Below are 26,932 nucleotides of genomic sequence, written 5' to 3'. Positions count from 1 at the left end.
CATAAGCTTCAAACAATTTTGTTTAACCCGCGGCATGACGCGCTACAATAGGCACTAACACCTTTTCATCAAGGGAAACGACAATGATTGACCCAAAGAAAATTGAGCAGATCGCGCGTCAGGTTCATGAGTCCATGCCGAAGGGCATTCGTGAGTTTGGTGATGACGTTGAAAAGAAAATCCGCCAGACCCTGCAGGCGCAGTTGGTTCGCCTTGATTTAGTCAGCCGCGAAGAGTTTGACGTGCAAACCCAAGTTCTGCTGCGCACCCGCGAAAAGCTGGCGCTGCTGGAACAGCGTCTGAGCGAGCTGGAAAACCGCAATGCACCGGAAGAAGTGAAGCCTGCACCTGCTATTCCACCGGTGGACGACCAGGAGTAAGTGCGGCCTGATGTGCCCGGTGGCGGCTACGCCTTACCGGGCCTACATGAACGCGTAGGTCGGGTAAGGCGCAGCCGCCACCCGACATAAAAAAACGGGCCAACTGGCCCGTTTTTTACTGACTGTCTTTCTGGATCTTCTTAATGATGTTGGTGGTTGAACACCCGTCCTCAAAGTTGAGCACCATCACTTCACCGCCGTTGGCCCAGACCTCTTCGCTGCCCGCGATTTGCTCCGGCTTGTAATCCCCGCCTTTCACCAGCAGGTCCGGCAGAATACCGGCAATCAGGCGCTGCGGCGTGTCTTCTTCAAACGACACCACCCAGTCCACCGCCTCCAGCGCGCCGAGTACAATCATGCGCTGCTCCAGCGGATTCACCGGCCGCGTTTCGCCCTTCAGACGTTTGGTCGAGGCATCGCTGTTGACCGCCACAATCAGGCGATCGCCCAGCTTGCGCGCGTTCGCCAGATAAGAGACGTGGCCCGCGTGCAGAATGTCGAACACGCCGTTGGTCATTACCACTTTCTCACCGCGCTTGCGCGCGGCGGCAACGGCCACCTTCAGCTCATCTTCGCTCATCACGCCAAAACCGGTATCCGCACGCCCGCGCACCGCGTTTTCCAGCTCGATTGGCGACACCGTTGACGTACCGAGCTTACCGACGACAACGCCCGCCGCGGCGTTAGCGAAGTAGCACGCTTCTTCCAGCGAATTCCCAGCCGCCAGCGTCGCCGCCAGCACGCCGATCACCGTATCACCGGCACCGGTCACATCGTAGACTTCCTGCGCCTGCGTTGGCATATGCAGCGGCGCTTTGCCCGGCTGCAGCAGCGTCATCCCCTGCTCGGAGCGGGTCACCAGCAGCGCAGACAGCTCGAAATCAGCGATGATCTTCATGCCGCGCTCAACCAGCTCTTCCTCGGTTTTGCACTTGCCCGCCACCGCTTCAAACTCAGAGAGGTTTGGCGTCAGCAGGGTTGCGCCGCGATAGCGCTCAAAATCAGTCCCTTTCGGGTCGATCAGTACCGGCACGCTGGCCTTGCGCGCCAGCTGAATCATCGTCTGTACGCTTGCCAGCGCGCCTTTGGCGTAGTCGGACAGCACCAGCGCGCCGATATTGCCCAGCGCCTGGGTGATGCGCTCGTGCAGCGGCTCAGGATCAACGCCTTCGAAACCTTCTTCAAAGTCGAGGCGGATCAGCTGCTGGTTGCGCGACAGCACGCGCAGTTTGGTAATCGTTGGGTGGGTCGGAACAGAAACGAAGTCGCACTTCACGTTCACATCCGCCAGCGACTTGCTCAGCGCGCGCGCCGCATCGTCGATACCGGTCAGGCCCACCAGACGCGAATGCGCGCCCAGAGAAGCGATGTTCATCGCCACGTTTGCCGCGCCGCCGGGACGCTCTTCAATGGTGTCGACCTTAACCACCGGCACCGGTGCTTCCGGGGAGATGCGGCTGGTCGGCCCGTACCAGTAGCGGTCCAGCATCACATCCCCAACAACCATTACCCCAGCACGTTCAAACTCTGGCAGTGTTACTTTCATTCCTGACTCCAGAAAGATTCACAATTTGCGCGCGATAATATCACACTTGATTTGTTACGCACGGTTCCACCAGCCACTTCTGCCAGCTCGCCGTTACCTGTGCGCGTTCATGAGCAAAACAGTCCAGCGCCACGTGGCCCGGCTGTTCCTGTAAGGCCAGATGATGCAGCTCGTCGCGCAGCGTGGTGTAGGCACGGGTTAAGGCCTGCGCCTCCTGCTCGTCCATGATGTCGTTTTGCGCCAGCAGTTCCAGGATGCGCACGTTATCCGACCAGCGCGTCAGCTTCGGCTTATCGTGCGCGTGCAGCAGCACCAGATACTGGGTGATGAACTCAATATCGGTGATACCGCCCTCATCGGCTTTAATATCAAAGCGATCGCGATGCTTATTGCCCAAATGCGCGCGCATTTTCTCGCGCATTTCGCGCACTTCGGTTTGCAGGGTGCTGCCCTCGCGCGCGGTCGTCATGACGTCCTTACGGATGACGTCAAACTGCGTTTTAAGCTGCGGATCGCCATACACCACGCGGGCGCGCACCAGCGCCTGATGCTCCCACGTCCAGGCCTCGCTCTTCTGGTATTCCGCGAACGATTCCGTGGAGGTGACGAGCATGCCCGCCGCGCCGGACGGGCGCAGGCGCGCATCCACTTCATACAAAATGCCGGAGGAGGTGCGGGTGCTGAACAGGTGCATAATGCGCTGCGCCAGGCGCAGGTAGAACTGACGCCCGTCGATTTCGCGCTCGCCGTCGGTCATCACGTCAACCGGGCAATCGTGCAGGAAGATTAAATCCAGATCGGAGCTGTAGCCCAGCTCCCAGCCGCCGAGCTTGCCGTAGCCGACCACCGCAAAGCCGCGACCTTCTCGTTCGGCGAGATGCTTCGGCTGGCCGTAGCGCGCCACCATCTGCACCCACGCCTGATGCACAACCGCATCGATGATCGCTTCTGCCAGCCAGGTTAAGTGATCGCTCACTTTCATCACCGGCAGCGTTCCGGCGATATCCGCCGCCGCCACGCGCAGCATCTGCGCCTGCTTGAACTGGCGCAGCGCCTCCAGCTGTTGCTCTTCGTCTTCTTCGGGCACGCGCAGCAGGTACTGGCGCAGCTCGTCGCGGTAGGCATCCGTCGCCGTCGGCTGATACAGCGTATTCGGGTCGAGGAGTTCGTCCAGCAGGAGCGGATAACGCGCCAGCTTGTTCGCCACCATCGGCGAGGCGGCGCAGAGGGAAATCAGGTGCTTGAGCGCCCCCGGAAACTCGCTCAGAAGCTCCAGATACGTAGTACGCGTGATAATCCCGCTCAGCAGCGGCATCATGCGCGACAGCGGCACCGGCGCGTCGTCGCGGGAGCAGACTTCGCTCAGCAGGTGCGGCATCAGGTGATCCAGCACCTGCCGACCGCGCGGGCCGATGGCGCGCTTGTTAAGTTCAAGCCGGAAGTCCGCGATCAGCGCTACCACGCGATGGCGCGCGTCGTCACTCAGATGCGTCAGCACCGGCGTGGTATCGTCTTCCTGAAGCGCATCCTGCCACAGCTCGCGCCAGTGTTCAGAGAGCGCGTCGTCCTGCGATTCGCCTTCATCGTCGCCGATCAGGTCGTTAAAAATGCGCCGAACGCCCGCCATGTGGGCATCGAGCTGTACGGTTAACGCCGCCCAGTCTTCTGCGTGCATTCCCCAGGCAAGACGCGCCCGGTTCAGATCGTCGCCCGGCAGGGTCTGGGTTTGCTCGTCGTTGATACTCTGCAACAGGTTTTCCAGGCGGCGCAGGAACAGGTACGCATCGCGCAGCGTGGTCGCGTCGCCCTCCGGCAGCAGGTGCAGCTGTTCGATGGCGCCCAGCGTTGGCAACAGCGAGCGGGACTGCAGGGACGGCTCGCGTCCGCCGCGAATAAGCTGGAAGACCTGAACGATAAATTCAATTTCGCGGATGCCGCCCGCGCCGAGCTTAATGTTGTCCTTAAGGCCACGACGGCGCACCTCGCGGGCAATCATCCCCTTCATGTTACGCAGAGACTGGATCACGCTGAAGTCGATATAGCGACGGAAGACGAACGGGCGCAGCATGGCGCGCAGCTCGTTGGCGTAGGCGTCGTCGCTGTCGCCCATAATCCGCGCTTTGACCATTGCGTAACGTTCCCAGTCGCGCCCCTGCTCCTGGTAATAATCTTCCAGCGCCGCAAAGCTCAGCACCAGCGGGCCGCTGTCGCCAAACGGACGCAAACGCATGTCCACGCGGTAGACAAAACCGTCCTGCGTGGGCTGATCCAGGGCTTTAATCAGGCGCTGACCGAGGCGGGTAAAGAACTGGGCGTTGTCCAGCTCGCGACGACCGCCCCGCGTGGAGCCGTTCTCCGGCCAGGCAAAAATCAGGTCGATATCGGAGGAGAAGTTCAGCTCGCAGCCGCCGAGCTTGCCCATTCCCAGGATCAACAGCGGCTGTGGAACCCCTTCCTCGCTGCACGGCGTGCCCCACTCTTTGCAGCAGGCGGCGTAGAGCCAGTCGCGCGCGGCGACAATCAGCGTCTGCGCCAGCTCGCTCAGCTGCAGCAACGTGCTCTCTTCGCTGACCAGCTCCAGCGACTGGGCCCAGGCGATACGGACCATTACCCGACGGCGGAACTGGCGCAGGACGCGCATCAGCGTCGCCTCATCCGCCACGCCCTCAAGATCGGCCTGCAGCCAGCCCGCATACTGCCGCCACTCTTCTGCCTGCGGTGGCGACCCCTCAAGCTCCGCCAGCCAGTCAGGGTTGGCAGTAATACTTTCCTGCACAAAATCACTGAAGGTGAGCACGCTTCTGGCCTGCTCGCTTAACGATGATGCCGGTAATGACTCGGGCAGACGTTCGCAAACGGTCTGCCAGTGCTGCTCTAACTGCGAAGAAAGCGGCATTGTAGGGGTTCCTTGCCAGAGTTAACGTTTTCCGCTGTGCAGCCAGAACGGCTCCTGCGAAATAGCCTCGTTACGGTAATGCTCAATCTCAATGTGCTGGCGGGTTTCGATAGCATGTTTCAGACCCTGCCAGTTTTCCAGCCAGGGCTGCGCCTTGGCTTCATAGGCGCCAGACAGCAGCAACATGCTGTCGATATTGCGCGAAAGACGTGGCAGCTGATCGCCATACTGGTCGCCCAGCGGGTAGGCAAAGGTCGTTTTCAGCTCGGCGGCATGGCGTGAAAGATGGATATCCGCAAAGCGTTTGAAGTTTTCGGCGATTTTAGCCTCGGCCTTCGCATCAAGGAAAGCGCGCCAGCCGCGCGTCACCAGAAACTCGGTCAGCGCCAGTTTTGCCGTGGCGGTTTGCGGGCTGTAGATCGCCGTTTGCGCGGATACGTCGGAGAGCATCAGCGTTTCGGTTTGCGTCAGCAGATCACGTAAGTGAGCGCTCGCTTTACGAGGCACGATGCCGCCGAACAGCGCCAGGGTATGACGCACCAGGCCCATCGCTGCCAGCACGTGCGTTTTCGCGTTTTTCACATTCCGCGCCCACAGCTCTTCGTGGTACTGCCACTGCGAAAGCGCCAGCTCCAGCGCCGCTTCCATACCTTGCTCCACGCTGGCTTTCGGAGCGACCCGCAGGACGGTCGTCTCTTTTACCACGCGCGGGGCATTTCCGGCTGCCAGATGATAGCCGCGCGCCGCTTTGCTGAGGCTACCCTGACGCAGTCCGGACTGGTTCACCAGCTTGCGCGCCAGCTTCAGTACATCGCTCGTATCGCCTTCGAGCAGCTCAAGCTCGAGTTCGCAAATCGGTTCCTGGAATTCACCGGCCTTCACCTCGCCCAGATCCAGCGCGATTTCGATACGGCTTTTGCCTTCCGTCACCAGCCATTTCTCACGCCAGAAGTCGGTGCTGAACAGCGGCCGTACCTCAGCGGATAGGGTTTCCGGCAGCTTTCCTTCAGGCCAAACGTCCGCAGGAAAACGATCCAGCTCAAGTTCTGGCTTGCTGATGTCGATATTGTATTCAGGACGCTGATGCAAACCGCCCACCACGCGACCGGCGATTTTCATCGTCATCTCATATGCGCCGTTTGCGCCGCGAATGCGCAGGCCCATATCGTGACGACGGAGCCAGTTTTCCGGCGTTTCGTAATAGATATTAAGCAGCTGTACCGGTTCATGGTGTTCGCCGGAAAGCGTATTCAGGTGCTGACGGAGCGCGTCAACGCTGTCTTTTTCGACGATAAACTTTAATTCGATTTCTTGTGCCATAGCCTTGTACTTTTGCGTGCGTCACAGACGCGTCGATGAAGGCGAACTTCCTCGCCATTTGTTTGTCAGTACATAGTATTTTGCGCCAAATTACCACGCAATGAGCAATTTGACGGGCGTAAAAGTTTGAAGTGGTGAAAAGCACGACACAGATGATTCCGATTGATGATGAATCCTTTGCGTAGCGACACTGATACCACTACTATCGTTCCACTATTTATGAAAATAACGACTGATATGCTTAAATTACGCCTGATTGGACTTACTTTACTCGCTTTTAGCGCCGCAACCGCGGTCCACGCTGAAGAGAAGCGTTACGTTTCTGATGAACTCAACACCTGGGTACGCAGTGGCCCCGGGGACAATTATCGCCTCGTGGGTACGGTGAATGCCGGCGAGGAAGTGGTGCTGTTACAAACCAATGCCGACACCAACTATGGACAGGTTCGCGACAGTACGGGCCGTACCTCCTGGATACCACTGAAAGAGCTGAGCAACGTGCCTAGCCTGCGCACCCGCGTGCCGGATCTGGAAAACCAGGTGAAAACCCTCACCGACAAGCTGACCAATATCGATAACACCTGGAACCAGCGCACGGCTGAAATGCAGCAAAAAGTGGCGCAGAGCGACAGCGTGATTAACGGCCTGAAGGAAGAGAACCAGAAGCTGAAAAACGAGCTGATTGTCGCGCAGAAAAAAGTCAGCGCCGCTAATCTTCAGCTTGATGACAAGCAGCGCACCATCATCATGCAGTGGTTTATGTATGGCGGCGGCGTGCTGGGCGTAGGCCTGGTGCTGGGTCTCGTGCTGCCAATGCTCATCCCAAGCCGTAAACGCAAAGACCGCTGGATGAACTAACTCGTCTTCTCTGCCACACTTACGTATCATCTGGGAAAACAGAAAACGGGAGTGTAGTGCGTGAAGAGTTATCTGGTCGGTGGTGCGGTACGTGATGCGTTGTTAGGACTGCCGGTCAAAGATAAAGACTGGGTTGTGGTTGGCGCCACGCCAGAAGAGATGCTCGACGCGGGCTACCAGCAGGTAGGCCGCGACTTTCCTGTTTTTCTGCATCCGAAAAGCCGTGAGGAGTACGCCCTGGCGCGTACCGAACGAAAATCCGGCTCTGGCTATACCGGCTTTACCTGCTATGCAGCCCCGGACGTGACGCTGGAGCAGGATCTGCTGCGTCGCGACCTCACGATCAACGCGCTGGCGCAGGATGCAGACGGCCATATCATCGACGCCTACGGCGGTCAGGACGATCTGCGTAACCGCATATTGCGTCACGTCTCCCCTGCGTTTTCTGAAGATCCGCTTCGCGTGCTGCGCGTGGCGCGTTTCGCTGCCCGCTATGCCCATCTGAGCTTCCGCATTGCCGATGAAACCCTGGCGCTGATGGCCGCGATGACCGAAGCGGGCGAGCTGGAACACCTCACGCCCGAGCGCGTCTGGAAAGAGACGGAAAACGCCCTCACCACCCGCAACCCGCAGGTCTTTTTCCAGGTGCTGCGCGACTGCGGGGCGCTGAAAGTGCTCTTCCCGGAAGTGGATAACCTGTTTGGCGTACCGGCGCCAGCGAAGTGGCACCCGGAAATTGATACCGGCGTACATACCCTGATGACGCTGAGCATGGCCGCCATGCTTAGCCCGGACGTGGACGTGCGTTTTTCCACCCTGTGCCACGATCTCGGCAAAGGATTAACGCCGAAGGAGTTTTGGCCGCGCCACCACGGGCACGGTCCGGCGGGCGTGAAGCTGGTCGAGGGAATTTGCCAGCGCCTGCGCGTGCCAAATGAGATCCGCGACCTGGCAAAACTGGTGGCGGAATTCCATGACCTGATCCATACCTTCCCGATCCTGAAACCGGCCACCATCGTTAAGCTGTTTGACAACATCGACGCCTGGCGCAAGCCCCAGCGCGTAGAGCAAATCGCCTTAACAAGCGAGGCTGACGTACGCGGACGCACCGGGTTTGAGGCCTGCGATTACCCGCAGGGGCGTTTGCTGCGCGAAGCCTGGGAGGTGGCAAAAGCGGTGCCAACGAAGGACGTCGTTGAGGCAGGATTTAAAGGGCCTGAGATTCGCGAAGAGATGACGAAACGGCGAACTGAGGCCGTCGCGGCGTGGAAGGAACAGCGTTGCCCTCAGCCAAAAGACTGAGGGCAGCCGGTCGTCAGAAGAAGACCACGTACACCGCAGCGGCGACGATAAAGCGGTAGATCGCAAACGGAATAAACGAGATACGCTTGATCAGCTGCAGGAAGGTTTTGATGGCAATCAGCGCGACGATAAAGGCGGTGATAAAGCCGACGGCAAACATCGGAATGTCGCCAGCGGTCAGGAAGTGGTAGCTCTTATAAACGTCGAGTACGGTAGCGCCCATCATCATCGGCACCGCCAGCAGGAAGGAAAACTCAGACGCCGCATAGCGGCTCACGCCCATCAGCATCCCGCCAGAAATCGTTGCACCCGAGCGCGAGAAGCCCGGCCACAGCGCCAGACACTGGAAGCAGCCGATGATAAACGCCTGGCGGTAGGTCATATCGTCCAGGCCTTCCGCACGCGGCACTTTTGGCTTCAGCACTTCGGCTGCGATCAGCAGGAAGCCGCCGACCACCAGCGCGTACATGACGTTAATCGGGTTGAAAAGCGACTTGATGGTATCGTGGAAGACCAGGCCCAGCACCACCGCCGGAACCATGCCGAGCAGAATATGGATAAGCGTCAGGCGGCCAGTGCCTTCCCCTTCACGCTGCGGTAAGCGGCCAAAGTGGATGCCGATCAGACCAAACAGACGACGCCAGAACATCACGACAACCGCCAGGATAGAACCCAGCTGAATCACAACCTCGAACGTCTTTGCGGTATCGCCTTCAAAGCCCAGCAGATGGCCAACGATAATCATATGGCCCGTACTGGAAACCGGCAAAAATTCCGTCAATCCCTCGACCACACCCAGTATTGCCGCCACCAGCAGCGAGTGCATATCGCTCATCTATAAACCCCTAAAAAGATATAAAAAAACGGTCGCCACATCGGCTACCGTGAAAGATACAGCTTTAAGACCTATATAAACGAAAATGGTTTAACGATGATGACGTTAAACCTTTGATTTCAGATTTGTGCCACGCTCGATAATCACGCCTACGTTGGCGGCGCGCGCAACGGCACCCGGCTTGCTTAACTTGATGCGCACCCACGGCGAGTTGAACTTGCTCAGCAGCAGCTCTGCCACCTCTTCCGCCACGCGTTCCACCAGCGCAAAACGCTGCCCTTCCACGTGCCCCACGACCGCTTCGCTAATGTCGGCATAGCTCAGACAGTCGTTAACATCGTCGCTTTTTGCCGACGCGCGGTTATCCCAGCCCATTTCGATATCGAACACCAGCTTCTGCTCGATGGTCTGTTCCCAGTCGTAAACACCAATAGTGGTGATTACCGAAAGTTGCTCTATAAATACAATATCCATCACGACCTGCCTGCTTTTTGGCTAAACCGGATACCACTTCCGGCGAATTATGCGTATTATCCACAGATGCTGAGAATACAGATACATTTTCAAAACGGAACAGCGTTATGAGTGCAATCGCGCCTGGAATGATTATCCTCGCCTACCTTTGCGGCTCAATCTCCAGCGCCATTCTGGTCTGCCGCATCGCCGGGTTGCCCGATCCGCGCGAAAGCGGGTCCGGGAATCCCGGGGCGACCAATGTACTACGAATTGGCGGCAAGGGAGCAGCCGTAGCGGTTTTGATTTTTGATGTTCTGAAAGGAATGCTTCCCGTCTGGGGCGCTTACGCGCTGGGCGTCACGCCGTTCTGGCTTGGCCTTATCGCCATCGCCGCCTGCGTCGGCCATATCTGGCCCGTGTTCTTCGGTTTCAAAGGAGGCAAAGGCGTCGCAACGGCCTTTGGTGCGATTGCGCCTATCGGCTGGGATTTGACCGGCGTAATGGCCGGCACCTGGCTGCTCACCATTCTGTTGAGCGGCTACTCGTCGCTGGGCGCTATCGTCAGCGCGCTGATTGCCCCGTTCTACGTATGGTGGTTCAAACCCCAGTTCACCTTCCCGGTGTCGATGCTCTCCTGCCTGATCCTGCTGCGCCATCACGACAATATTCAGCGCCTGTGGCGGCGTCAGGAAACGAAGATCTGGACGAAGCTCAAGCGTAAAAAGAAAGACGCTAAATAAACCGTTCGTTATGCCTTATAACCAAATGTGATTTTGGTCACCTTCTGCCTGTGGTAACTGTTAGAGACACAACACAACCACACAAAAAGAAAAATGGCAGAAATCACAGATACAACTCCCCTTTCAACGGCAGGAAGCACCCCGGATGGCGACATAAGGTGGGTGCGCAGCGCATCGGACGTTTCACGTCTGGTTAACGACGGTTCTCAGGGCCGGGCCAACGCCCGTATCGTGGTGGGTATCGCGCTGGGCGGTATTTTTCTCGACGCCTACGATCTCGGCGCGCTGGCGTTTGGCATCAAGGACATTACCCGCGAATTCAATTTAACCCCTGCTGGCACAGGGATGGTGGCGTCGGCCATTACCTTTGGTGCCATCGTCGGGGCGCTGCTCGGCGGCTATCTCACGGATAAAATCGGGCGCTACCGCGTGTTTATGGCCGACATGGTGTTCTTTGTCGTCGCCGCTATCGCCTGTGCGCTGGCCCCGAACGAATATGTGCTGGCAGGCGCGCGCTTTGTCATGGGGCTCGGCGTGGGGATCGACCTTCCCGTGGCGATGGCCTTTCTGAGCGAGTTCGCCAAACTGAAAGGCCCGGGGAATAAGGCCTCCAGCGTCGCGATGTGGTGCCCTACCTGGTATGCGGCCATCAGTATTTCCTACTTACTGGTTCTCTTCTTCTACGCCGTACTGCCTGAAAGCCACAGCGACTGGCTCTGGCGCATCATCCTCGGCTTTGGCGCGGTGCCCGCGCTGGCGATCATCGCCATTCGCAGCCGTTACATGAGCGAGTCCCCGGTCTGGGCGGCCAATCAGGGCAACCTGAAGGAGGCCGCATCCATCCTTCGCCAGTCGTACAATATCAACGCCCACGTGCCGCAGGATGCGCTTGCCCAGCCCGCGCCGGTGGTTAACAAGGCAAAATGGTCGAACTACCTCAACCTGTTCCGCGGCATCTATCTGCGGCGCACCACGCTCGCCACGCTGCTGTCCGTCGTCTCCTCGTTCGCCTACAACGCCGTGGCCTTTGGCCTGCCGGTGATTATCTCCAGCTTCTTCGTGCAGTCGATGCTCACCACCATACTCATTTCGCTGGTGCTTAACCTGCTGTTTGCCTTCGTCGGCGGACTGCTGGCGGTACGCTACGTGCCGCGCTTCGGCGCGTGGCGGATGTCGCTCGCGGGCTATGCCTGCCAGCTTGTGGCGCTGCTCGGGCTGGCGCTGATTGGCCGACCGGAAGGCGCGGCGGAGGGCGTAGTCGCCGTGGCGATGCTGGCGCTGTTCCTGTTCGGTCAGGGCTTCGGGCCGGGCGCGCATACCATGACGTTTGCTTCATTGAGCTACCCGACCTCGCTGCGCGGCGTGGGCGTGGGCCTCAACCAGACGCTGATGCGCAGCAGCTCGACGCTGTCGCTGTTCCTGTTCCCGCTGCTGGTCGCCTCGCTGGATACCGCCGTGTTCTGGGTGATTGCGCTGGCGCCGTTTATCGGCCTGGCGTCGCTGCTGGCGATCCGCTGGGAGCCGTCCGGGTATGATGTGGATGCGGAGGATTATCGCTAGCCTTTCCTGCCGGGTGGCGCTGCGCTTACCCGGCCTACACTGCACATTACCCTGTAGGCCCGTGCAAGCGTAGCGCCGCCGGGCGAAAATCACATCAGCCGTTTTTTATCCATAAGCGACTCATATGACAGCCTTCATTTCCGCCAGGGCATACTGAAAAGTATCCCGATGGTGTGGAAATGGATGCAGCATGTTAGCAACTCAGGTCACTGATAATACGTATAAAGGCTGGCAGGCATCGCTTGCCCTCCAGTTTTGTCATACCCCTGAGAAAACCCTCCTGCACTCCGCCCACCACGTCGGGCCGCTTACCGTCCAGCGTCCGTTTTATCCCGAAGGGGAAACCTGCCACCTCTACCTGCTGCACCCGCCCGGCGGGATTGTGGGCGGCGATACGCTGGACATTTCCGTTCGGCTGGACGCCAAAAGCCACGCGCTTATCACCATGCCCGGCGCCAGCAAGTTCTATCGCAGCAGCGGCCCGCAGGCGCGTCTGAGCCAGCATTTTTACCTTGAGGAAAACGCCACGCTGGAGTGGCTGCCGCAGGACACCATTATCTTTCCCGGTGCAAACGCGATGCTGCGCTCCGTCTTTCATCTTAAGGCCTCCAGCACGCTGCTGGCCTGGGAGCTTTACTGCCTGGGCCGCCCGGTGATTAACGAAACCTTCAGCCACGGCACGCTGGAAAGCCGCCTTGAGGTGTGGGTGGATGATGAACCGCGCCTGATTGAACGCCAGCACCTCAGCGATGGCGATCTTACGCCCGTCGCCGGGCATCCGTGGATCGGCACCCTGCTGTTTTATCCTGCCCGGGAAGAACATCTCGACGCGGTGCGCGAACGGCTCGCCCCGCTGGAAAATTATGCGGGGGCAACGCTCACCGATGGCCTGCTGTCGGTGCGCTTTCTCTCCCACGATAACCTGATTTGCCAGCGGGCGATGCGCGAGATCTGGCAGTCGCTTCGCCCCCTTTTAACCACCAAAGCCGCCTGTTCACCCCGCATCTGGCAGACATAAGAGAAACGTTATGGAACTGACCCCCAGAGAAAAAGACAAGCTGTTGCTGTTCACCGCCGCGCTGGTTGCCGAGCGCCGCCTTGCGCGCGGGGTAAAGCTCAACTACCCGGAATCGGTCGCGCTGATCAGCGCCTTCATCATGGAAGGCGCGCGCGATGGCGAAACCGTTGCCTCGCTGATGGAGGCAGGCCGCCACGTCCTGAGGCGCGATCAGGTGATGGAGGGCGTGCCGGAGATGATCCCGGATATTCAGGTCGAAGCCACCTTCCCGGACGGCTCCAAGCTCGTCACCGTCCACAACCCTATCGTCTAAGGAGCGCATGATGATCCCAGGCGAATACCAGATCCAGCCCGGCACTATTGCTCTCAACGTCGGGCGAGAAACCCAAATCGCGATCGTCGAAAACCACGGCGACAGGCCGATCCAGGTTGGATCGCACTACCACTTTTACGAGGTCAATCCGGCGCTGAAGTTCGATCGGGAAGCCACCAAGGGCTACCGCCTGAACATCCCGGCGGGCACAGCCGTGCGCTTTGAGCCCGGCCAGAAGCGCGAGGTGACGCTGGTTCAGATCGCGGGCGCGCAGCGCATTTTCGGCTTTCGCGGTGACGTAATGGGAGAGGTGAAACATGGCTGACATTTCACGCCGGGCGTATGCCGATATGTTCGGCCCCACCACCGGGGATAAAGTTCGGCTGGCCGACAGCGAGCTGTGGATCGAAGTGGAGGACGATCTCACGATCTACGGCGAAGAGGTCAAGTTCGGCGGCGGAAAGGTGATCCGCGACGGCATGGGTCAGGGTCAAATGACCGCTGACGGGTGCGTGGATCTGGTCCTGACCAACGCGCTGATCGTCGATCACTGGGGGATCGTCAAGGCCGATATCGGCGTGAAGAACGGGCGGATCTTTGCCGTCGGCAAGGCCGGCAACCCGGACATTCAGCCCGGCGTGACGATCCCGATCGGTGCGGCAACGGAAGTCATCGCCGCCGAGGGGAAGATCGTCACCGCTGGCGGGATCGACACCCACATCCACTGGATCTGCCCGCAGCAGGCGGAAGAGGCGCTGGTCTCCGGCGTCACCACCATGATCGGCGGCGGCACCGGACCGGCGGCGGGCACCAACGCCACCACCTGTACGCCGGGGCCGTGGTATATCGCCCGCATGCTGCAGGCTGCCGATACCCTGCCGGTGAATATCGGCCTGCTCGGCAAGGGTAACGGCTCCAATCCGGACGCCCTGCGGGAACAGATTGCCGCCGGTGCTATCGGGCTGAAGATCCACGAAGACTGGGGCGCGACGCCTGCGGCGATCGACTGCTCGCTGGAGGTGGCGGAAGAGATGGATATTCAGGTGGCGCTGCACAGCGACACGCTGAACGAGTCCGGTTTTGTCGAAGACACGCTGGCGGCCATCGCAGGGCGCACCATCCACACCTTCCACACCGAAGGCGCGGGCGGCGGCCACGCACCGGATATCATCACCGCCTGCGCGCACCCGAATATTCTGCCTTCCTCCACCAATCCGACCTTGCCCTACACGGTGAACACCATCGACGAGCATCTCGACATGCTGATGGTTTGCCACCACCTCGACCCGGATATCGCCGAGGACGTGGCGTTTGCCGAATCCCGCATTCGTCGTGAAACCATCGCTGCCGAAGACGTGCTGCACGACATCGGCGCGTTCTCGCTCACCTCGTCAGATTCGCAGGCGATGGGCCGCGTCGGGGAAGTGATTATCCGCACCTGGCAGGTGGCGCACCGTATGAAGGTTCAGCGCGGCGCGCTGCCGGAAGAGACGGGCGATAACGACAACTTCCGCGTGAAGCGCTACGTCGCCAAGTACACCATCAACCCGGCGCTCACCCACGGCATCGCCCACGAAGTCGGTTCAATTGAGGCAGGCAAGCTGGCGGATCTGGTGGTCTGGTCCCCGGCGTTCTTCGGCGTCAAGCCCACCACCATCGTCAAGGGCGGGATGATCGCCTGTGCGCCGATGGGGGATATCAACGCCTCGATCCCTACGCCGCAGCCGGTGCATTACCGCCCGATGTTTGGATCGCTGGGCGCCGCGCGCCACGCCACCCGGCTGACGTTTATCTCGCAGGCCGCCAGTGCGAACGGCATCCCGCAGCAGCTCAACCTGCAGAGCGCCACCGCGGTGGTGAAAGGCTGCCGAACGGTGAAAAAGGCGGACATGATCCACAACGGCCTGCAGCCGAATATCACCGTCGACTCGCAAACCTACGAGGTGCGCGTCGACGGCGAACTGATAACCAGCGAACCGGCTGACGTTCTGCCGATGGCGCAACGCTATTTCCTGTTTTGAGGAGTGATAATGATCTATTTAACCCAACGCCTGGACCATGCCCACCCCGTCACCGCCAGCGTCACGCTGCCGATTGACGTACGGGTGAAAAGCCGCGCCCGCGTATCGCTGAACGACGGTCGCGAAGCCGGGCTGATGCTGCCGCGCGGCCTGCTGCTGCGCGGGGGCGACCTGCTGACCACCGACGACGGCAGCGAGGTGATCGAAGTGCTCGCCGCCCCGGAGTCCGTATCCGTAGTGCGCTGCGCCGATCCGTTCCTGCTCGCCCGCGCCTGCTACCACCTGGGCAACCGCCACGTGCCGCTGCAGATCATGCCCGGCGAGCTGCGCTATCACCACGACCACGTTCTTGACGACATGCTGCGCCAGTTCGGGCTGGAGGTGGCCTACGCCAGCCTGCCGTTTGAACCGGAAGCGGGCGCTTATACCAGCGATGCCCACAGCCACTCTCACGCTCATTCACATTAAGGATCAATCATGCGTAAGTATTTACCTCTGCTGCTTCTGGCCTTTTCCGTTCCGGCGCTCGCCCATCCCGGCCACGGCACCGACAGCTTTCAGGCCGGTTTTCTCCATCCGCTGACCGGGCTCGATCACCTGCTGATGCTGACCGGCGCGGGCGTGCTCTCTGCCCTGAGCGGTCGCAGGCTTCTGCTGCCGTTTGCCACCCTCGGCATGATGCTTGTCGGCGCGATTGCGGGCAGCCTGCTCGGCGGCTTTAGCGGCATGGAGATGCTGATTATCGCCTCGCTGGCGGTATCCGGCGTAATGATGTTTAAAACTGAAAACCGCCTGCTGCTGGCGGTGCCTGCCCTGGCGATGTTCCACGGCTGGGCGCACGGCGTGGAGATGTCCGGCCACAGCTTCTGGCTGTTCACCAGCGGCTTTATGCTCGCCAGCGCCACGGTGCTGTGCGCCAGCTTTGCCGCAGGGCTGCTGCTGCGCCGTCACGACGGCCTGCGTAAAACCTTCGGCGGCGGGCTGATCGTCTCCGCCCTGCTGGCGCTGATGAGCTGATGGAGCACGCCCGCCAGAGGCTGCGCCTGATGCAGCTCTCCAGCAGCAGCCTGCCGGTCGGGTCGTTTACCTGGTCGCAGGGGCTGGAGTGGGCCGTTGAGGCAGGCTGGGTCACGGACGCCGAGGCCTTTAAACGCTGGCAGATCCAGCAGATGGAGCAGAGCTTTTTCTGCGTCGACCTTCCGCTGTTTACCCGGCTGTTCCAGGCCTGCGAGCAGCAGGATCTGGCGATGGCAAAACATTGGACGGCATACCTTCTCGCCTGCCGGGAAACGCGCGAGCTGCGCGAAGAGGAGCGCAACCGCGGCGCGGCCTTTACGCGCCTCATCAAAAGCTGGGAGCCGGATTGTCCGGCAGCGTGGCTACCGCTGTTTATGCAGAGCCAGCTCTGCGGCATGGCGTGGCTCGGCGTGCGCTGGGGCATTAGCGTGCGCGAGCTGGCGCTAAGCCTGGGCTACAGCTGGATGGAGAGCGCGGTGATGGCGGGCGTCAAGCTGGTGCCGTTTGGGCAGCAGGCCGCGCAGCAGCTGATTATCGAACTGAGCGACCACTACGCCGCTGGTTTTGAACAGGCATTTTTACGCAGTGACGACGAGCTGGGGGCAGCGACGCCGCTTTCGGCCATCGCCTCCGCGCGCCACGAAACCCAATATTCACGACTATTCCGTTCCTGAGGAGTCAACATGGCTGATTACAAACATCCCCTGCGCGTAGGCGTGGGCGGCCCGGTCGGATCGGGCAAAACGGCGCTGCTGGAGGCGCTCTGCAAGGCGATGCGCGACACCTACCATCTGGCGGTGGTGACCAACGATATCTACACCAAAGAGGATCAGCGCATCCTGACCGAGGCGGGCGCGCTGGAGCCGGAGCGCATCGTGGGCGTGGAAACCGGCGGATGCCCGCATACCGCCATCCGCGAAGACGCCTCAATGAACCTGGCGGCGGTGGAGGCGTTAAGCGAGAAGTTCGGCAATCTGGATCTGATCTTCGTTGAAAGCGGCGGCGACAACCTGAGCGCAACGTTCAGCCCGGAGCTGGCGGATCTGACTATTTACGTGATCGACGTGGCCGAAGGGGAAAAAATTCCGCGCAAGGGCGGGCCGGGGATCACCAAATCCGATTTTCTGGTGATCAATAAAACCGATCTCGCGCCGTACGTCGGTGCGTCGCTGGAGGTGATGGAGCGCGATACCAACCGCATGCGCGGCGAGCGCCCGTGGACGTTTACCAACCTGAAGGCGGGTGACGGCTTAGCGACGATTATTGCGTTTCTGGAAGCGAAAGGGATGCTGCGGGTGTAATCAAACGATCCCCTCTCCCTGTGGGAGAGGGTTAGGGTGAGGGATTACGCCTCCGGCAGTTCCGCCAGCGGCCAGCGCGGACGCACGGACACGCTCAGGTCGGACGTTGCGCCCGCATTCAGGCGCACCATACCCGCGTAGGCAATCATCGCGCCGTTATCGGTACAAAATTCCGGACGGGCATAGAACACCTCTCCGCGACGCTTTTGCATCATCTCGGCGAGCTTCGCGCGCAGCGTGCGGTTGGCGCTCACGCCGCCCGCCATCACCAGACGCTTAAAGTCGGTCTGATCCAGCGCGCGCTTGCACTTGATCATCAGCGTATCCACCACCGCATCTTCAAACGCGCGGGCGATATCGGCACGGGTCTGCTCGTCGTTGTCGTTATTGCGGATCGTGTTAGCCGCGAAGGTTTTCAGCCCGGAGAAGCTGAAGTCCAGCCCCGGACGGTCGGTCATCGGACGCGGGAAGACAAAACGCCCTTCCGTTCCCTGCGACGCCATTTTGGACAGCATCGGGCCACCCGGGTAATCCAGCCCCAGCAGCTTGGCGGTTTTGTCGAAGGCTTCACCGGCGGCGTCGTCGATGGACTCGCCCAGCAGCTCGTACTTGCCAATGCCCGTTACGCTAATCAGCTGGGTATGGCCGCCGGAGACCAGCAGCGCGACAAACGGGAATTCAGGCGGATTGTCTTCCAGCATCGGCGCCAGAAGATGCCCTTCCATATGGTGGACCGGGATCGCCGGAACATCCCACGCGAAGGCCAGCGAGCGGCCAACGGTAGCGCCAACCAGCAGCGCGCCGACCAGGCCCGGGCCTGCGGTATACGCCACTGCATCAATCTCTTTTGCCGTTAATCCGGCTTCCTTCAGCGCCGCCTGAATCAGGGGAACCGTCTTACGCACGTGGTCACGAGAGGCCAGTTCAGGCACAACGCCGCCGTAGTCAGCGTGCAATTTCACCTGACTATACAGCTGGTTGGCCAGAAGCCCTTTTTCGTCGTCGTAAATGGCGATGCCGGTTTCATCGCAGGATGTTTCAATACCCAGTACACGCATGACTTGATTTACCTCGTTTCAATACCGCGCAGTGTAGAGCCTGGGCGGGTTGATGTAAAACTTTGTTCGCCCCAGGAAGAAGGCTCGTGTATACTCCTCACCCTTATTAAAGTCCCTTTCAAAATCGCATCGGTGCTTTACAAAGCAGCAGCATTTGCAGTAAAATTCCGCACCATTTTGAAATAAGCTGGCGTTGATGCCAGCGGCAAACCGAATTTATTAAAGGTGAGAGTTACATGCCGGTAATTAAAGTACGTGAAAACGAGCCGTTCGACGTAGCACTGCGTCGCTTCAAACGTTCATGCGAGAAAGCAGGTGTTCTGGCTGAAGTTCGTCGTCGTGAGTTTTATGAAAAACCAACGACCGAACGTAAGCGCGCTAAAGCTTCCGCTGTGAAACGTCACGCGAAGAAACTGGCTCGCGAAAACGCACGCCGTACTCGTCTGTACTAATTGGTTGAGGGCCTCAGCCCTCAATTGACAGACAGAGTAATAGTCGTAAGGCCGTGCTTCCGGAAGGAATGCGCGGCTTGTTTTCGTTTATAAGTCGCTTAAAATTTTGGGGCATATGGCCGGAAGAATCCCACGCGTTTTCATCAATGACCTGCTTGCCAGAACCGACATCGTCGATCTCATCGACGCGCGGGTAAAGCTAAAAAAGCAGGGCAAGAACTACCATGCGTGCTGTCCGTTCCATAACGAAAAAACCCCCTCTTTCACCGTAAACGGTGAAAAGCAGTTCTACCACTGCTTCGGCTGTGGCGCACACGGTAATGCCGTCGATTTTTTGATGAACTACGACAAGCTCGAGTTCGTTGAAACCGTCGAAGAGCTGGCGGCGATGCATAACCTTGAAGTGCCCTATGAAGCCGGCAGCGGGCCAAGTCAGATCGAGCGTCATCAACGGCAAACGCTGTATCAACTGCTGGATGGCCTGAATTCGTTTTATCAACAGTCTCTTAAGCACTCTGCGGCTGAGCCTGCGCGTCAGTATCTGAACAAGCGCGGACTGAGCGACGATGTCATTGCGCGTTTCGCTATTGGTTACGCCCCGCCCGGCTGGGACAACGTGTTAAAGCGTTTTGGCGGCAATAGCGAAGATCGTAAGTCTCTCATCGATGCAGGCATGCTGGTCACCAACGACCAGGGACGAAGCTACGACCGCTTCCGCGAACGGGTGATGTTCCCGATCCGCGACAAGCGTGGCCGGGTGATTGGTTTTGGCGGTCGCGTGCTGGGTGACGGCATGCCGAAGTACCTCAACTCCCCGGAAACCGATATTTTCCATAAGGGCCGCCAGCTGTACGGTCTTTATGAGGCGCAGCAGGATAATGCGGAACCTCCGCGTCTTCTGGTCGTCGAAGGCTATATGGACGTCGTTGCGCTGGCGCAGTACGACATTAACTACGCGGTAGCGTCATTAGGGACGTCTACCACGGCGGATCACATCCAGCTGCTGTTCCGCGTCACGAACAACGTGATTTGTTGTTACGACGGTGACCGCGCAGGCCGCGACGCCGCCTGGCGCGCGCTGGAAACCGCGCTGCCGTACATGACCGACGGGCGTCAGCTGCGCTTTATGTTTCTGCCCGACGGTGAAGACCCGGATACGCTGGTGCGTAAAGAGGGCAAGGCAGCGTTTGAAGCGCGGATGGAGCAGGCACAGCCGCTCTCCACGTTTCTGTTTAACAGCCTGATGCCGCGGGTTGATTTGAGTACCCCTGACGGGCGCGCGCAGCTCAGCACGCTGGCGCTGCCGCTAATCACTCAGGTGCCCGGCGAAACGCTGCGCATCTATCTGCGTCAGGAGTTAGGCAATAAGCTCGGCATTCTGGATGACAGCCAGCTTGAACGTTTAATGCCAAAACAGGCTGAAAACGGCACGGTTCGCCCCGCGCCTCAGCTAAAACGCACAACCATGCGTATACTGATAGGGTTACTGGTCCAAAACCCCGAACTTGCTCCGCAGGTGCCGTCGCTGGCGGGTTTGAACCACGAAAAATTGCCCGGACTTGGCTTATTTTCAGAACTGGTCAACACTTGTTTGTCGCAGCCAGGTCTGACCACCGGACAACTTTTAGAACATTATCGCGGCACAAAAGAGGCCGCTACCCTTGAAAAACTGTCGATGTGGGACGATATAGCAGATAAGGATATCGCAGAAAAAACGTTCACCGACTCACTCAACCATATGTTTGATTCGATGCTTGAGTTGCGCCAGGAAGAGCTGATCGCTCGCGAGCGCACGCACGGCTTAAGCAGCGAAGAACGCCGGGAGCTCTGGATGATTAACCAGGAACTGGCAAGAAAATAAGTGAAAGACAAAAGTATTTAACGGCTTAAGTGCCGAATATCGATCGGGAAGCCCCCGGCAGCCGCACTGAGAGGCAGCGGCAAAAATATAAGTACGCCCTCGCTTTAAAGGTTGGCAGCCCCACCGCCGACACCAATCAAACGAATTAAGTGTGGATACCGTCTTATGGAGCAAAACCCGCAGTCACAGCTGAAACTTCTTGTCCAACGCGGTAAGGAGCAAGGCTATCTGACCTATGCCGAGGTCAATGACCATCTGCCGGAAGATATCGTCGATTCAGATCAGATCGAAGACATCATCCAAATGATCAATGACATGGGTATTCAGGTGATGGAAGAAGCACCTGATGCCGATGATCTGTTGCTGGCTGAAACCTCCAACAACACTGACGAAGATGCGGAAGAAGCTGCTGCACAGGTACTGTCCAGCGTGGAATCTGAAATCGGGCGTACCACTGACCCGGTCCGCATGTACATGCGCGAAATGGGTACCGTTGAACTGCTGACCCGCGAAGGCGAAATCGACATCGCGAAACGCATCGAAGACGGTATCAACCAGGTGCAGTGCTCTGTTGCCGAATACCCGGAAGCGATCACCTACCTGCTGGAGCAGTACGATCGCGTTGAAGCTGAAGAAGCTCGCCTCTCCGACCTTATCACCGGCTTTGTCGACCCGAACGCTGAAGAAGATATGGCGCCAACCGCCACTCACGTCGGTTCTGAACTGTCTCAGGAAGAGATGGATGACGACGAAGAAGAAGACGAGGAAGAAGAAGACGACAGCGACGATGACAACAGCATCGACCCTGAACTGGCGCGTGAGAAGTTTGGCGAGCTGCGTACCCAGTACGAACTGGCCCGCGATACCATCAAGGCAAAAGGCCGCAGCCACGCCGCCGCTCAGGAAGAGATCCTGAAGCTGTCTGAAGTATTCAAACAGTTCCGCCTGGTGCCAAAACAGTTCGACTACCTGGTTAACAGCATGCGCGTGATGATGGATCGCGTACGCACCCAGGAACGCATCATCATGAAGCTGTGCGTTGAGCAGTGCAAAATGCCGAAGAAGAACTTCATCACTCTCTTCACCGGTAACGAAACCAGCGAAACCTGGTTCAACGCGGCTATCGCGATGAACAAGCCGTGGTCTGAAAAACTGCACGACGTGAAGGAAGACGTCCATCGTGGCCTGCAGAAGCTGCAGCAGATTGAAGAAGAAACCGGCCTGACCATCGAGCAGGTGAAAGACATTAACCGTCGTATGTCCATCGGTGAAGCGAAAGCCCGCCGTGCGAAGAAAGAGATGGTTGAAGCGAACTTACGTCTGGTTATCTCTATCGCCAAGAAATACACCAACCGTGGTCTGCAGTTCCTGGATCTGATCCAGGAAGGCAACATCGGTCTGATGAAAGCGGTAGATAAGTTTGAATACCGTCGTGGTTACAAGTTCTCCACCTACGCGACATGGTGGATCCGTCAGGCGATCACCCGCTCTATCGCAGACCAGGCGCGCACCATCCGTATTCCGGTGCATATGATTGAGACCATCAACAAGCTCAACCGTATCTCCCGCCAGATGCTGCAGGAGATGGGCCGCGAGCCGACGCCGGAAGAGCTGGCCGAGCGCATGCTGATGCCGGAAGACAAGATCCGCAAAGTGCTGAAGATCGCCAAAGAGCCAATCTCCATGGAAACGCCAATCGGCGACGATGAAGATTCGCATCTGGGTGATTTCATCGAGGATACCACCCTCGAGCTGCCGCTGGACTCTGCGACCACCGAGAGCCTGCGTGCCGCCACGCACGACGTTCTGGCTGGCCTGACCGCCCGTGAAGCGAAAGTGCTGCGTATGCGTTTCGGTATCGATATGAACACCGACCACACGCTGGAAGAAGTGGGTAAACAGTTCGACGTTACCCGCGAGCGTATCCGTCAGATCGAAGCGAAAGCGCTGCGTAAGCTGCGCCATCCAAGCCGCTCTGAAGTGCTGCGCAGCTTCCTGGACGACTAATCGTTCCCGTTATTGAAAAGCTCCCTCCGGGGAGCTTTTTTTTTGCGGATTTTCCGCAGAGTACAAAAATTGGTAGGGGTAACAGCGCGAACATGCAATTGTAAATGATATTTATTTTCATTATCATTTTTCTTTTCGTAAACTACTGTAAAGAAAAATTACATGAATTTCAGAACATTAAAAAATCAATCCCTCTGTGCGCTCGCGATTTCCCTAGCCCTTCATGCGGGTTCTGTTTTGGCAAAGGACTTCACGGAAAATCAGTTTTCCACTCAGACGCTGGGTCACGGCGTTTACGAACTGGCTTATGACGCCGGACAACAGGCCCTCTACGCGGCCTCTGCCCCCTCTTTCGAGAAAGACAAAACCGCCGGAGAAGTGTTCCAGCTTGCCGCCGATTCACTAAAAGTAGATGAGCGCATTACTACCCAGCGCCGCCCGTTTGCGGTTTCACTCGATGACGCCAACCATATCCTGTGGTTAGGCAACGCGCTGGATGGCTCAGTGACGCTGCTCGATACCCGCACCAGCAAAGAAGTGAAAACCCTCCAGCTTGCGGATGCTGAGAATAAAGCACACGTCCGCGAGGTAGTTCTTGATAAGAAACACCACCGCCTGTATGTCTCCGGCATCGGCAGTGAAGGTAAAGGCGTGCTGTGGGTTGTCGACACGCAGAACCAGAGGCTTTTGCATGCCCTGAAAGGCATGGATCCGGTCGGCTTTGCCGTCGATGAAGATGGCGACAAAGTCTACGCCGTCACCGGCAAAGGCGAGTTAGTCACTCTGAATGGCAAAACGTCCCAGGTGCTTTCCCGCGTGAAGGTTGACCCATCCGAACCTAAGCACTACTTCCTGAATATCGCCATGAATACCGCCAAAGGCGTCGGCTTTATCGCGGATACCAATACTGCCGACGTGCTGGTTGTGCAGCTCGGCACCGGCAAGATCGTTCATCGCGTCCCAACCCCGAACTCTATCGCCGCGGTCTACAACGCCGCGCGCAACGAAGTGTATGTCACCCACCGCAATGCCCGTCAGATCAGCATTATCGATGCCAGCAACTACAGCCTGAAGCACACCGTCAAAACGGCAGCCATGCCGAACAGCATGGTGCTTTCACCTGACGGTAAAACGCTGTTCGTCAGCGTGAAGCAGGATGAGAAAGCCAACAAGGCTGACTACGTGCTCAAACTCGATCTAACCCAATTCTGAGGAGCACGCTGTGATTAACCAGACACGTACGGCGCTGGCGATGTCGCTCGCCCTCGCCACCCTTCCTGCGACCGTTTTCGCTGAAGAAACAACGCCTGCTGATGAAGATCGGCTCGTGGTCACCGCCACCGGTTTTGCACAGGAGCGCCGCGAGGCACCGGCCACCATCTCCGTCGTCGGCGAAAAAGAGCTTAACACCCGTTCGAATCAAAACGTCACCGAAGCGCTGCGCGAGATGCCCGGCGTCCTGGTGGGCAACGGTAACGGAAGCCTTGCCACGGGCGACGTCCAGATGCGCGGTATGGACTCGACCTATACCTCTTACATGGTCAACGGCATCAAACAGGGTACCCGCGAATCCCGTCCTTACGGGCACCACATCGGTACTGAAGCGGCCTTCCTTCCGCCGATGGCGGCTATCGAGCGCATCGAGGTGATTCGCGGGCCGATGTCTTCGCTGTACGGTTCCGACTCTATCGGCGGCGTGGTCAACGTCATCACCAAAAAAGGCTATAACCTGGATAAATGGACCGGCGTGCTGGAAGATAACTACTTCCTGCAGGAGAAGAGCGAGTACGGCAACACCAACCAGACCAACGCCTTCCTGATGGGGCCAGTCATTCCGGGCAAGCTCGGGGTGAGCGTGGCGGCGGATTATCTTGACCGTCGCGATGACGACAGCCAGAACGACGAGCGCTTTGTGAAGCACCAGGCCGGGAACCTGGATGCCACCATCAATATGTCTCCGACCGATACCCAGCTGTGGGATTTGAACGTCGTTAAGGGGCACCAGGTAAAATCGCACAACGATAAAGCCTGGCAGTGGGACTTCGATCGTGATGCCGCGTCGCTCGCTCAGCACGCCTGGTACGGCGACGATCTGCTGGAGGTGAAGAACTTCGTCAGCTACGAGAACGCCAAAACCGAATATCGCGTGCCGGGCATGAGCTCGCAGTTCATCAAGCAAAAAAACTACGAGGCCAACAGCGCGAACACCTTTACGCTTGGCGATCACAAGCTGACGCTGGGGATTAACTTCACGCGCAATGAACTGGACGACACCTTCGGTATTGCAGACAAGGAAGTGCCGGGCGTGACCCCGGTCAGCAAGATCGCCCGCAACGGCTGGGCAGTCTTTGCCGAAGATGCATGGATGATGGTGCCTGACTTTATCCTGACGACCTCTGCACGCCTGGATCACGATAGCTACTTTGGCTACCACGTGACGCCGAAGCTCTACGGTAACTGGACCCTCGATGAAAGCTGGGCGCTGAAGGGCGGCGTATCGGCAGGCTATAAAAAACCGGATTTGCGTGAGAACAACGAAGGTTTCACCAGCGTCTACGGCGCCTATCCGTACTCCTTTATCGGCATAGGCAACGATGACCTGAAGCCGGAACAGAGCGTCAACACCGAGCTGGGCGTCTACTGGCAGGAGGACACTCTTGCGCTGGATGCCACCGTGTTCTTCACCAAATTTAAAGACAAGATCAGCGATTACACCATCTGTACGGCAACCGCCACGCAGAAGTGTGTGTACAACGGGTATGAAGCAGAAGAGGTCTCCCAGTATTTCAACGTCAGCGACGCGGAGATTTATGGCCTGGAGCTAAACGGCGACTGGCAGGTGACGCCAGCGCTGAAGGCGAACGCGAACTATACCTACACCCACAGCGAGCAAAAGAGCGGTCAGTACAAGGGTGAAGCGCTGAACGAATTCCCGAGCAGCATGGCCAACCTGTCCCTGACGTGGAGCGCGCTTAACGACCTTGAGCTGTGGACCAAAGCCAGCTGGCGCAGCAATACGCCAAACACCGGCAAATCGACATCCACAGAAGCCTATGCGCTGGTCGACATGGGCGCACGCTACCACCTCAACAAGCGCATCACGCTGATGGCGGGGGTCTACAACCTGTTCGACGTAAACCCGATATACAAAACGTCCTACAACCAGTCTTCCATCCTGGAAGGACGCCGCTACAACATGGGTGCCCGTTTCGAGTTCTGATGATGATGCCGGAGCCTCTGGCTCCGGCAGCTACAACCCGCGCACGATAAGGGCTTCATCGAGTTCCCGATACGCCTCAACCAGCTTGTCCAGCGTTGCCCTGTTCAATCCGCTCGGGTTCGGCAACACCCATACCTGCGTGACGCCGATGCTTATACTCTGCTTGCCCCACTGCGCCCCGCGCTGGCTGAACGCCTGCTCGTAGGCCTGCTTGCCGAGGATCGCCAGCGCGGCAGGCTGATAGTCTTCAATTTTCCCGATCAACTCACGCCCGCCAGTGCGCAGCTCATGCAGGTTTACTTCCGTTGCCTGCACCGTGGGGCGTTCGACCAGCATGGTGATCCCACACCGCGTATCCAGAAGGTGCTGCTCTTCTTCGGGCTTGAGCTGCCTGTCGGTAAAGCCTGCCTGATGGATCACCTTCCAGAAGCGATTTCCCGAATGGGCGAAGTGAAAACCGGTGTGCGCCGAGGACTTGCCGGGGTTGATTCCGCAGAACACCACCCGCAGGCCCGGGGCCAGAATGTCGTTGATCATCTTTACTCCCAATGGATACATCGTTAAGGAAGTATAAAGGATTGATTATGCATTGTTTATAAAAACAGCAGGCAGGTGTGAATGGCTGGATTGCTGAGGGGAGTTACTTTATAATTCACCGCCACGGCCCCTTAGCTCAGTGGTTAGAGCAGGCGACTCATAATCGCTTGGTCGCTGGTTCAAGTCCAGCAGGGGCCACCAAATTTTCCCTTTAGTATCAGCAACATCTCCATC

At 58.5% G+C, this 26,932-nt stretch carries 25 protein-coding genes and 1 tRNA gene; 19 read left to right on the top strand and 7 right to left on the bottom strand.

Annotated elements, in window-relative coordinates:
* Positions 1–83: 83 nt before the first annotated feature.
* Positions 84–380, top strand: coding sequence for a ubiquinone biosynthesis accessory factor UbiK (ubiK, locus tag E0L20_RS07910; protein ID WP_028014454.1), 297 nt, complete (start codon positions 84–86; stop codon positions 378–380).
* Between the two features lie 115 nt (positions 381–495).
* On the opposite strand, the gene hldE is transcribed toward ubiK, so the two are convergent.
* From hldE to E0L20_RS07895, 3 genes are read right to left on the bottom strand one after another with little or no spacing between them, the layout of a single operon-like run.
* A complete protein-coding gene (gene hldE / locus E0L20_RS07905) occupies positions 496–1,926 on the bottom strand; it encodes a bifunctional D-glycero-beta-D-manno-heptose-7-phosphate kinase/D-glycero-beta-D-manno-heptose 1-phosphate adenylyltransferase HldE (RefSeq protein ID WP_131633479.1) in 1,431 nt (476 codons plus the stop codon).
* A gap of 40 nt (positions 1,927–1,966) precedes the next feature.
* Complete coding sequence (gene glnE, locus E0L20_RS07900) at positions 1,967–4,822, bottom strand: bifunctional [glutamate--ammonia ligase]-adenylyl-L-tyrosine phosphorylase/[glutamate--ammonia-ligase] adenylyltransferase (protein WP_131633478.1); 2,856 nt, start codon at positions 4,820–4,822, stop codon at positions 1,967–1,969.
* A gap of 21 nt (positions 4,823–4,843) precedes the next feature.
* Positions 4,844–6,142 (bottom strand): CYTH domain-containing protein, encoded by a 1,299-nt coding sequence (locus tag E0L20_RS07895; protein ID WP_131633477.1) that lies wholly within the window; start codon positions 6,140–6,142, stop codon positions 4,844–4,846.
* Positions 6,143–6,379: 237 nt separating this feature from the next.
* Here E0L20_RS07895 and E0L20_RS07890 point away from each other — a divergent pair, with 237 nt between their 5' ends.
* Positions 6,380–7,000: a TIGR04211 family SH3 domain-containing protein gene (locus E0L20_RS07890; RefSeq protein ID WP_131633476.1), complete on the top strand. Its 621-nt coding sequence runs from the start codon at positions 6,380–6,382 to the stop codon at positions 6,998–7,000.
* A 60-nt stretch (positions 7,001–7,060) separates the two neighbouring features.
* Complete coding sequence (locus tag E0L20_RS07885) at positions 7,061–8,302, top strand: multifunctional CCA addition/repair protein (protein ID WP_131633475.1); 1,242 nt, start codon at positions 7,061–7,063, stop codon at positions 8,300–8,302.
* Positions 8,303–8,315: 13 nt separating this feature from the next.
* On the opposite strand, the gene bacA is transcribed toward E0L20_RS07885, so the two are convergent.
* Together bacA and folB are read right to left on the bottom strand one after the other, a co-directional pair.
* The gene (gene bacA, locus E0L20_RS07880; protein WP_131633474.1) at positions 8,316–9,137 is read right to left on the bottom strand and encodes an undecaprenyl-diphosphate phosphatase; all 822 of its coding nucleotides are present in this window, start codon (positions 9,135–9,137) and stop codon (positions 8,316–8,318) included.
* Between the two features lie 105 nt (positions 9,138–9,242).
* Positions 9,243–9,611, bottom strand: coding sequence for a bifunctional dihydroneopterin aldolase/7,8-dihydroneopterin epimerase (gene folB / locus E0L20_RS07875; protein ID WP_131633473.1), 369 nt, complete (start codon positions 9,609–9,611; stop codon positions 9,243–9,245).
* Positions 9,612–9,718: 107 nt separating this feature from the next.
* On the opposite strand from folB, the gene plsY reads away from it, so the two are divergent.
* The 10 genes from plsY to ureG all read left to right on the top strand — a co-directional run bounded on the left by plsY (position 9,719) and on the right by ureG (position 17,563).
* On the top strand, positions 9,719–10,333 hold the full coding sequence (gene plsY, locus E0L20_RS07870; RefSeq protein ID WP_010435699.1) for a glycerol-3-phosphate 1-O-acyltransferase PlsY: 615 nt from the start codon (positions 9,719–9,721) through the stop codon (positions 10,331–10,333).
* 93 nt (positions 10,334–10,426) lie between these two features.
* Entirely contained in the window at positions 10,427–11,893 is a 1,467-nt protein-coding gene (locus E0L20_RS07865) for an MFS transporter (RefSeq protein ID WP_131633472.1), read from the top strand.
* A 190-nt stretch (positions 11,894–12,083) separates the two neighbouring features.
* Complete coding sequence (locus E0L20_RS07860) at positions 12,084–12,911, top strand: urease accessory protein UreD (protein ID WP_131633471.1); 828 nt, start codon at positions 12,084–12,086, stop codon at positions 12,909–12,911.
* Positions 12,912–12,921: 10 nt separating this feature from the next.
* Positions 12,922–13,224 (top strand): urease subunit gamma, encoded by a 303-nt coding sequence (locus E0L20_RS07855; RefSeq protein ID WP_006811999.1) that lies wholly within the window; start codon positions 12,922–12,924, stop codon positions 13,222–13,224.
* Positions 13,225–13,234: 10 nt separating this feature from the next.
* Positions 13,235–13,549: an urease subunit beta gene (locus tag E0L20_RS07850; protein ID WP_131633843.1), complete on the top strand. Its 315-nt coding sequence runs from the start codon at positions 13,235–13,237 to the stop codon at positions 13,547–13,549.
* Positions 13,542–15,245 (top strand): urease subunit alpha, encoded by a 1,704-nt coding sequence (gene ureC / locus E0L20_RS07845; protein ID WP_131633470.1) that lies wholly within the window; start codon positions 13,542–13,544, stop codon positions 15,243–15,245. Before E0L20_RS07850 ends, ureC begins: the two co-directional genes overlap by 8 nt.
* A 9-nt stretch (positions 15,246–15,254) precedes the next feature.
* Positions 15,255–15,713 (top strand): urease accessory protein UreE, encoded by a 459-nt coding sequence (gene ureE / locus E0L20_RS07840; protein ID WP_131633469.1) that lies wholly within the window; start codon positions 15,255–15,257, stop codon positions 15,711–15,713.
* Between the two features lie 9 nt (positions 15,714–15,722).
* The gene (locus tag E0L20_RS07835) at positions 15,723–16,262 is read left to right on the top strand and encodes a HupE/UreJ family protein (RefSeq protein WP_131633468.1); all 540 of its coding nucleotides are present in this window, start codon (positions 15,723–15,725) and stop codon (positions 16,260–16,262) included.
* Positions 16,262–16,936, top strand: a complete 675-nt coding sequence (locus E0L20_RS07830) for an urease accessory protein UreF (RefSeq protein WP_131633467.1) — start codon at positions 16,262–16,264, stop codon at positions 16,934–16,936. Before E0L20_RS07835 ends, E0L20_RS07830 begins: the two co-directional genes overlap by 1 nt.
* A gap of 9 nt (positions 16,937–16,945) precedes the next feature.
* Positions 16,946–17,563 carry an urease accessory protein UreG gene (ureG, locus tag E0L20_RS07825; protein ID WP_131633466.1) on the top strand — a complete coding sequence of 206 codons (618 nt, stop codon included), beginning with the start codon at positions 16,946–16,948 and terminating at the stop codon, positions 17,561–17,563.
* Between the two features lie 44 nt (positions 17,564–17,607).
* Here ureG and tsaD read toward each other — a convergent pair whose 3' ends face one another.
* Positions 17,608–18,621, bottom strand: coding sequence for a tRNA (adenosine(37)-N6)-threonylcarbamoyltransferase complex transferase subunit TsaD (gene tsaD / locus E0L20_RS07820; protein WP_131633465.1), 1,014 nt, complete (start codon positions 18,619–18,621; stop codon positions 17,608–17,610).
* A 236-nt stretch (positions 18,622–18,857) separates the two neighbouring features.
* On the opposite strand from tsaD, the gene rpsU reads away from it, so the two are divergent.
* The 5 genes from rpsU (at position 18,858) to E0L20_RS07795 (ending at position 26,161) form a co-directional block, all read left to right on the top strand.
* Positions 18,858–19,073 carry a 30S ribosomal protein S21 gene (gene rpsU, locus E0L20_RS07815; RefSeq protein WP_001144069.1) on the top strand — a complete coding sequence of 72 codons (216 nt, stop codon included), beginning with the start codon at positions 18,858–18,860 and terminating at the stop codon, positions 19,071–19,073.
* Between the two features lie 115 nt (positions 19,074–19,188).
* A complete protein-coding gene (gene dnaG, locus E0L20_RS07810; protein ID WP_131633464.1) occupies positions 19,189–20,934 on the top strand; it encodes a DNA primase in 1,746 nt (581 codons plus the stop codon).
* Between the two features lie 165 nt (positions 20,935–21,099).
* Entirely contained in the window at positions 21,100–22,941 is a 1,842-nt protein-coding gene (gene rpoD, locus E0L20_RS07805; protein ID WP_131633463.1) for an RNA polymerase sigma factor RpoD, read from the top strand.
* Between the two features lie 162 nt (positions 22,942–23,103).
* Positions 23,104–24,153 (top strand): 7-bladed beta-propeller protein YncE, encoded by a 1,050-nt coding sequence (yncE, locus tag E0L20_RS07800; protein ID WP_131633462.1) that lies wholly within the window; start codon positions 23,104–23,106, stop codon positions 24,151–24,153.
* 10 nt (positions 24,154–24,163) lie between these two features.
* Positions 24,164–26,161: a TonB-dependent receptor domain-containing protein gene (locus tag E0L20_RS07795; protein ID WP_131633461.1), complete on the top strand. Its 1,998-nt coding sequence runs from the start codon at positions 24,164–24,166 to the stop codon at positions 26,159–26,161.
* Between the two features lie 30 nt (positions 26,162–26,191).
* Here E0L20_RS07795 and mug read toward each other — a convergent pair whose 3' ends face one another.
* Positions 26,192–26,698 carry a G/U mismatch-specific DNA glycosylase gene (gene mug / locus E0L20_RS07790; RefSeq protein ID WP_131633460.1) on the bottom strand — a complete coding sequence of 169 codons (507 nt, stop codon included), beginning with the start codon at positions 26,696–26,698 and terminating at the stop codon, positions 26,192–26,194.
* Between the two features lie 125 nt (positions 26,699–26,823).
* Between mug and E0L20_RS07785 the strand changes: the two genes are divergently transcribed.
* Positions 26,824–26,899, top strand: a tRNA-Ile gene (locus tag E0L20_RS07785).
* Positions 26,900–26,932: the final 33 nt, after the last annotated feature.

This window comes from Enterobacter wuhouensis (assembly GCF_004331265.1).
GTDB classification, from domain to species: Bacteria; Pseudomonadota; Gammaproteobacteria; order Enterobacterales; family Enterobacteriaceae; genus Enterobacter; species Enterobacter wuhouensis.
The sequence above is the reverse complement of the archived record's forward strand: the minus strand, read 5'-3'. Positions and strand labels throughout refer to the sequence as shown.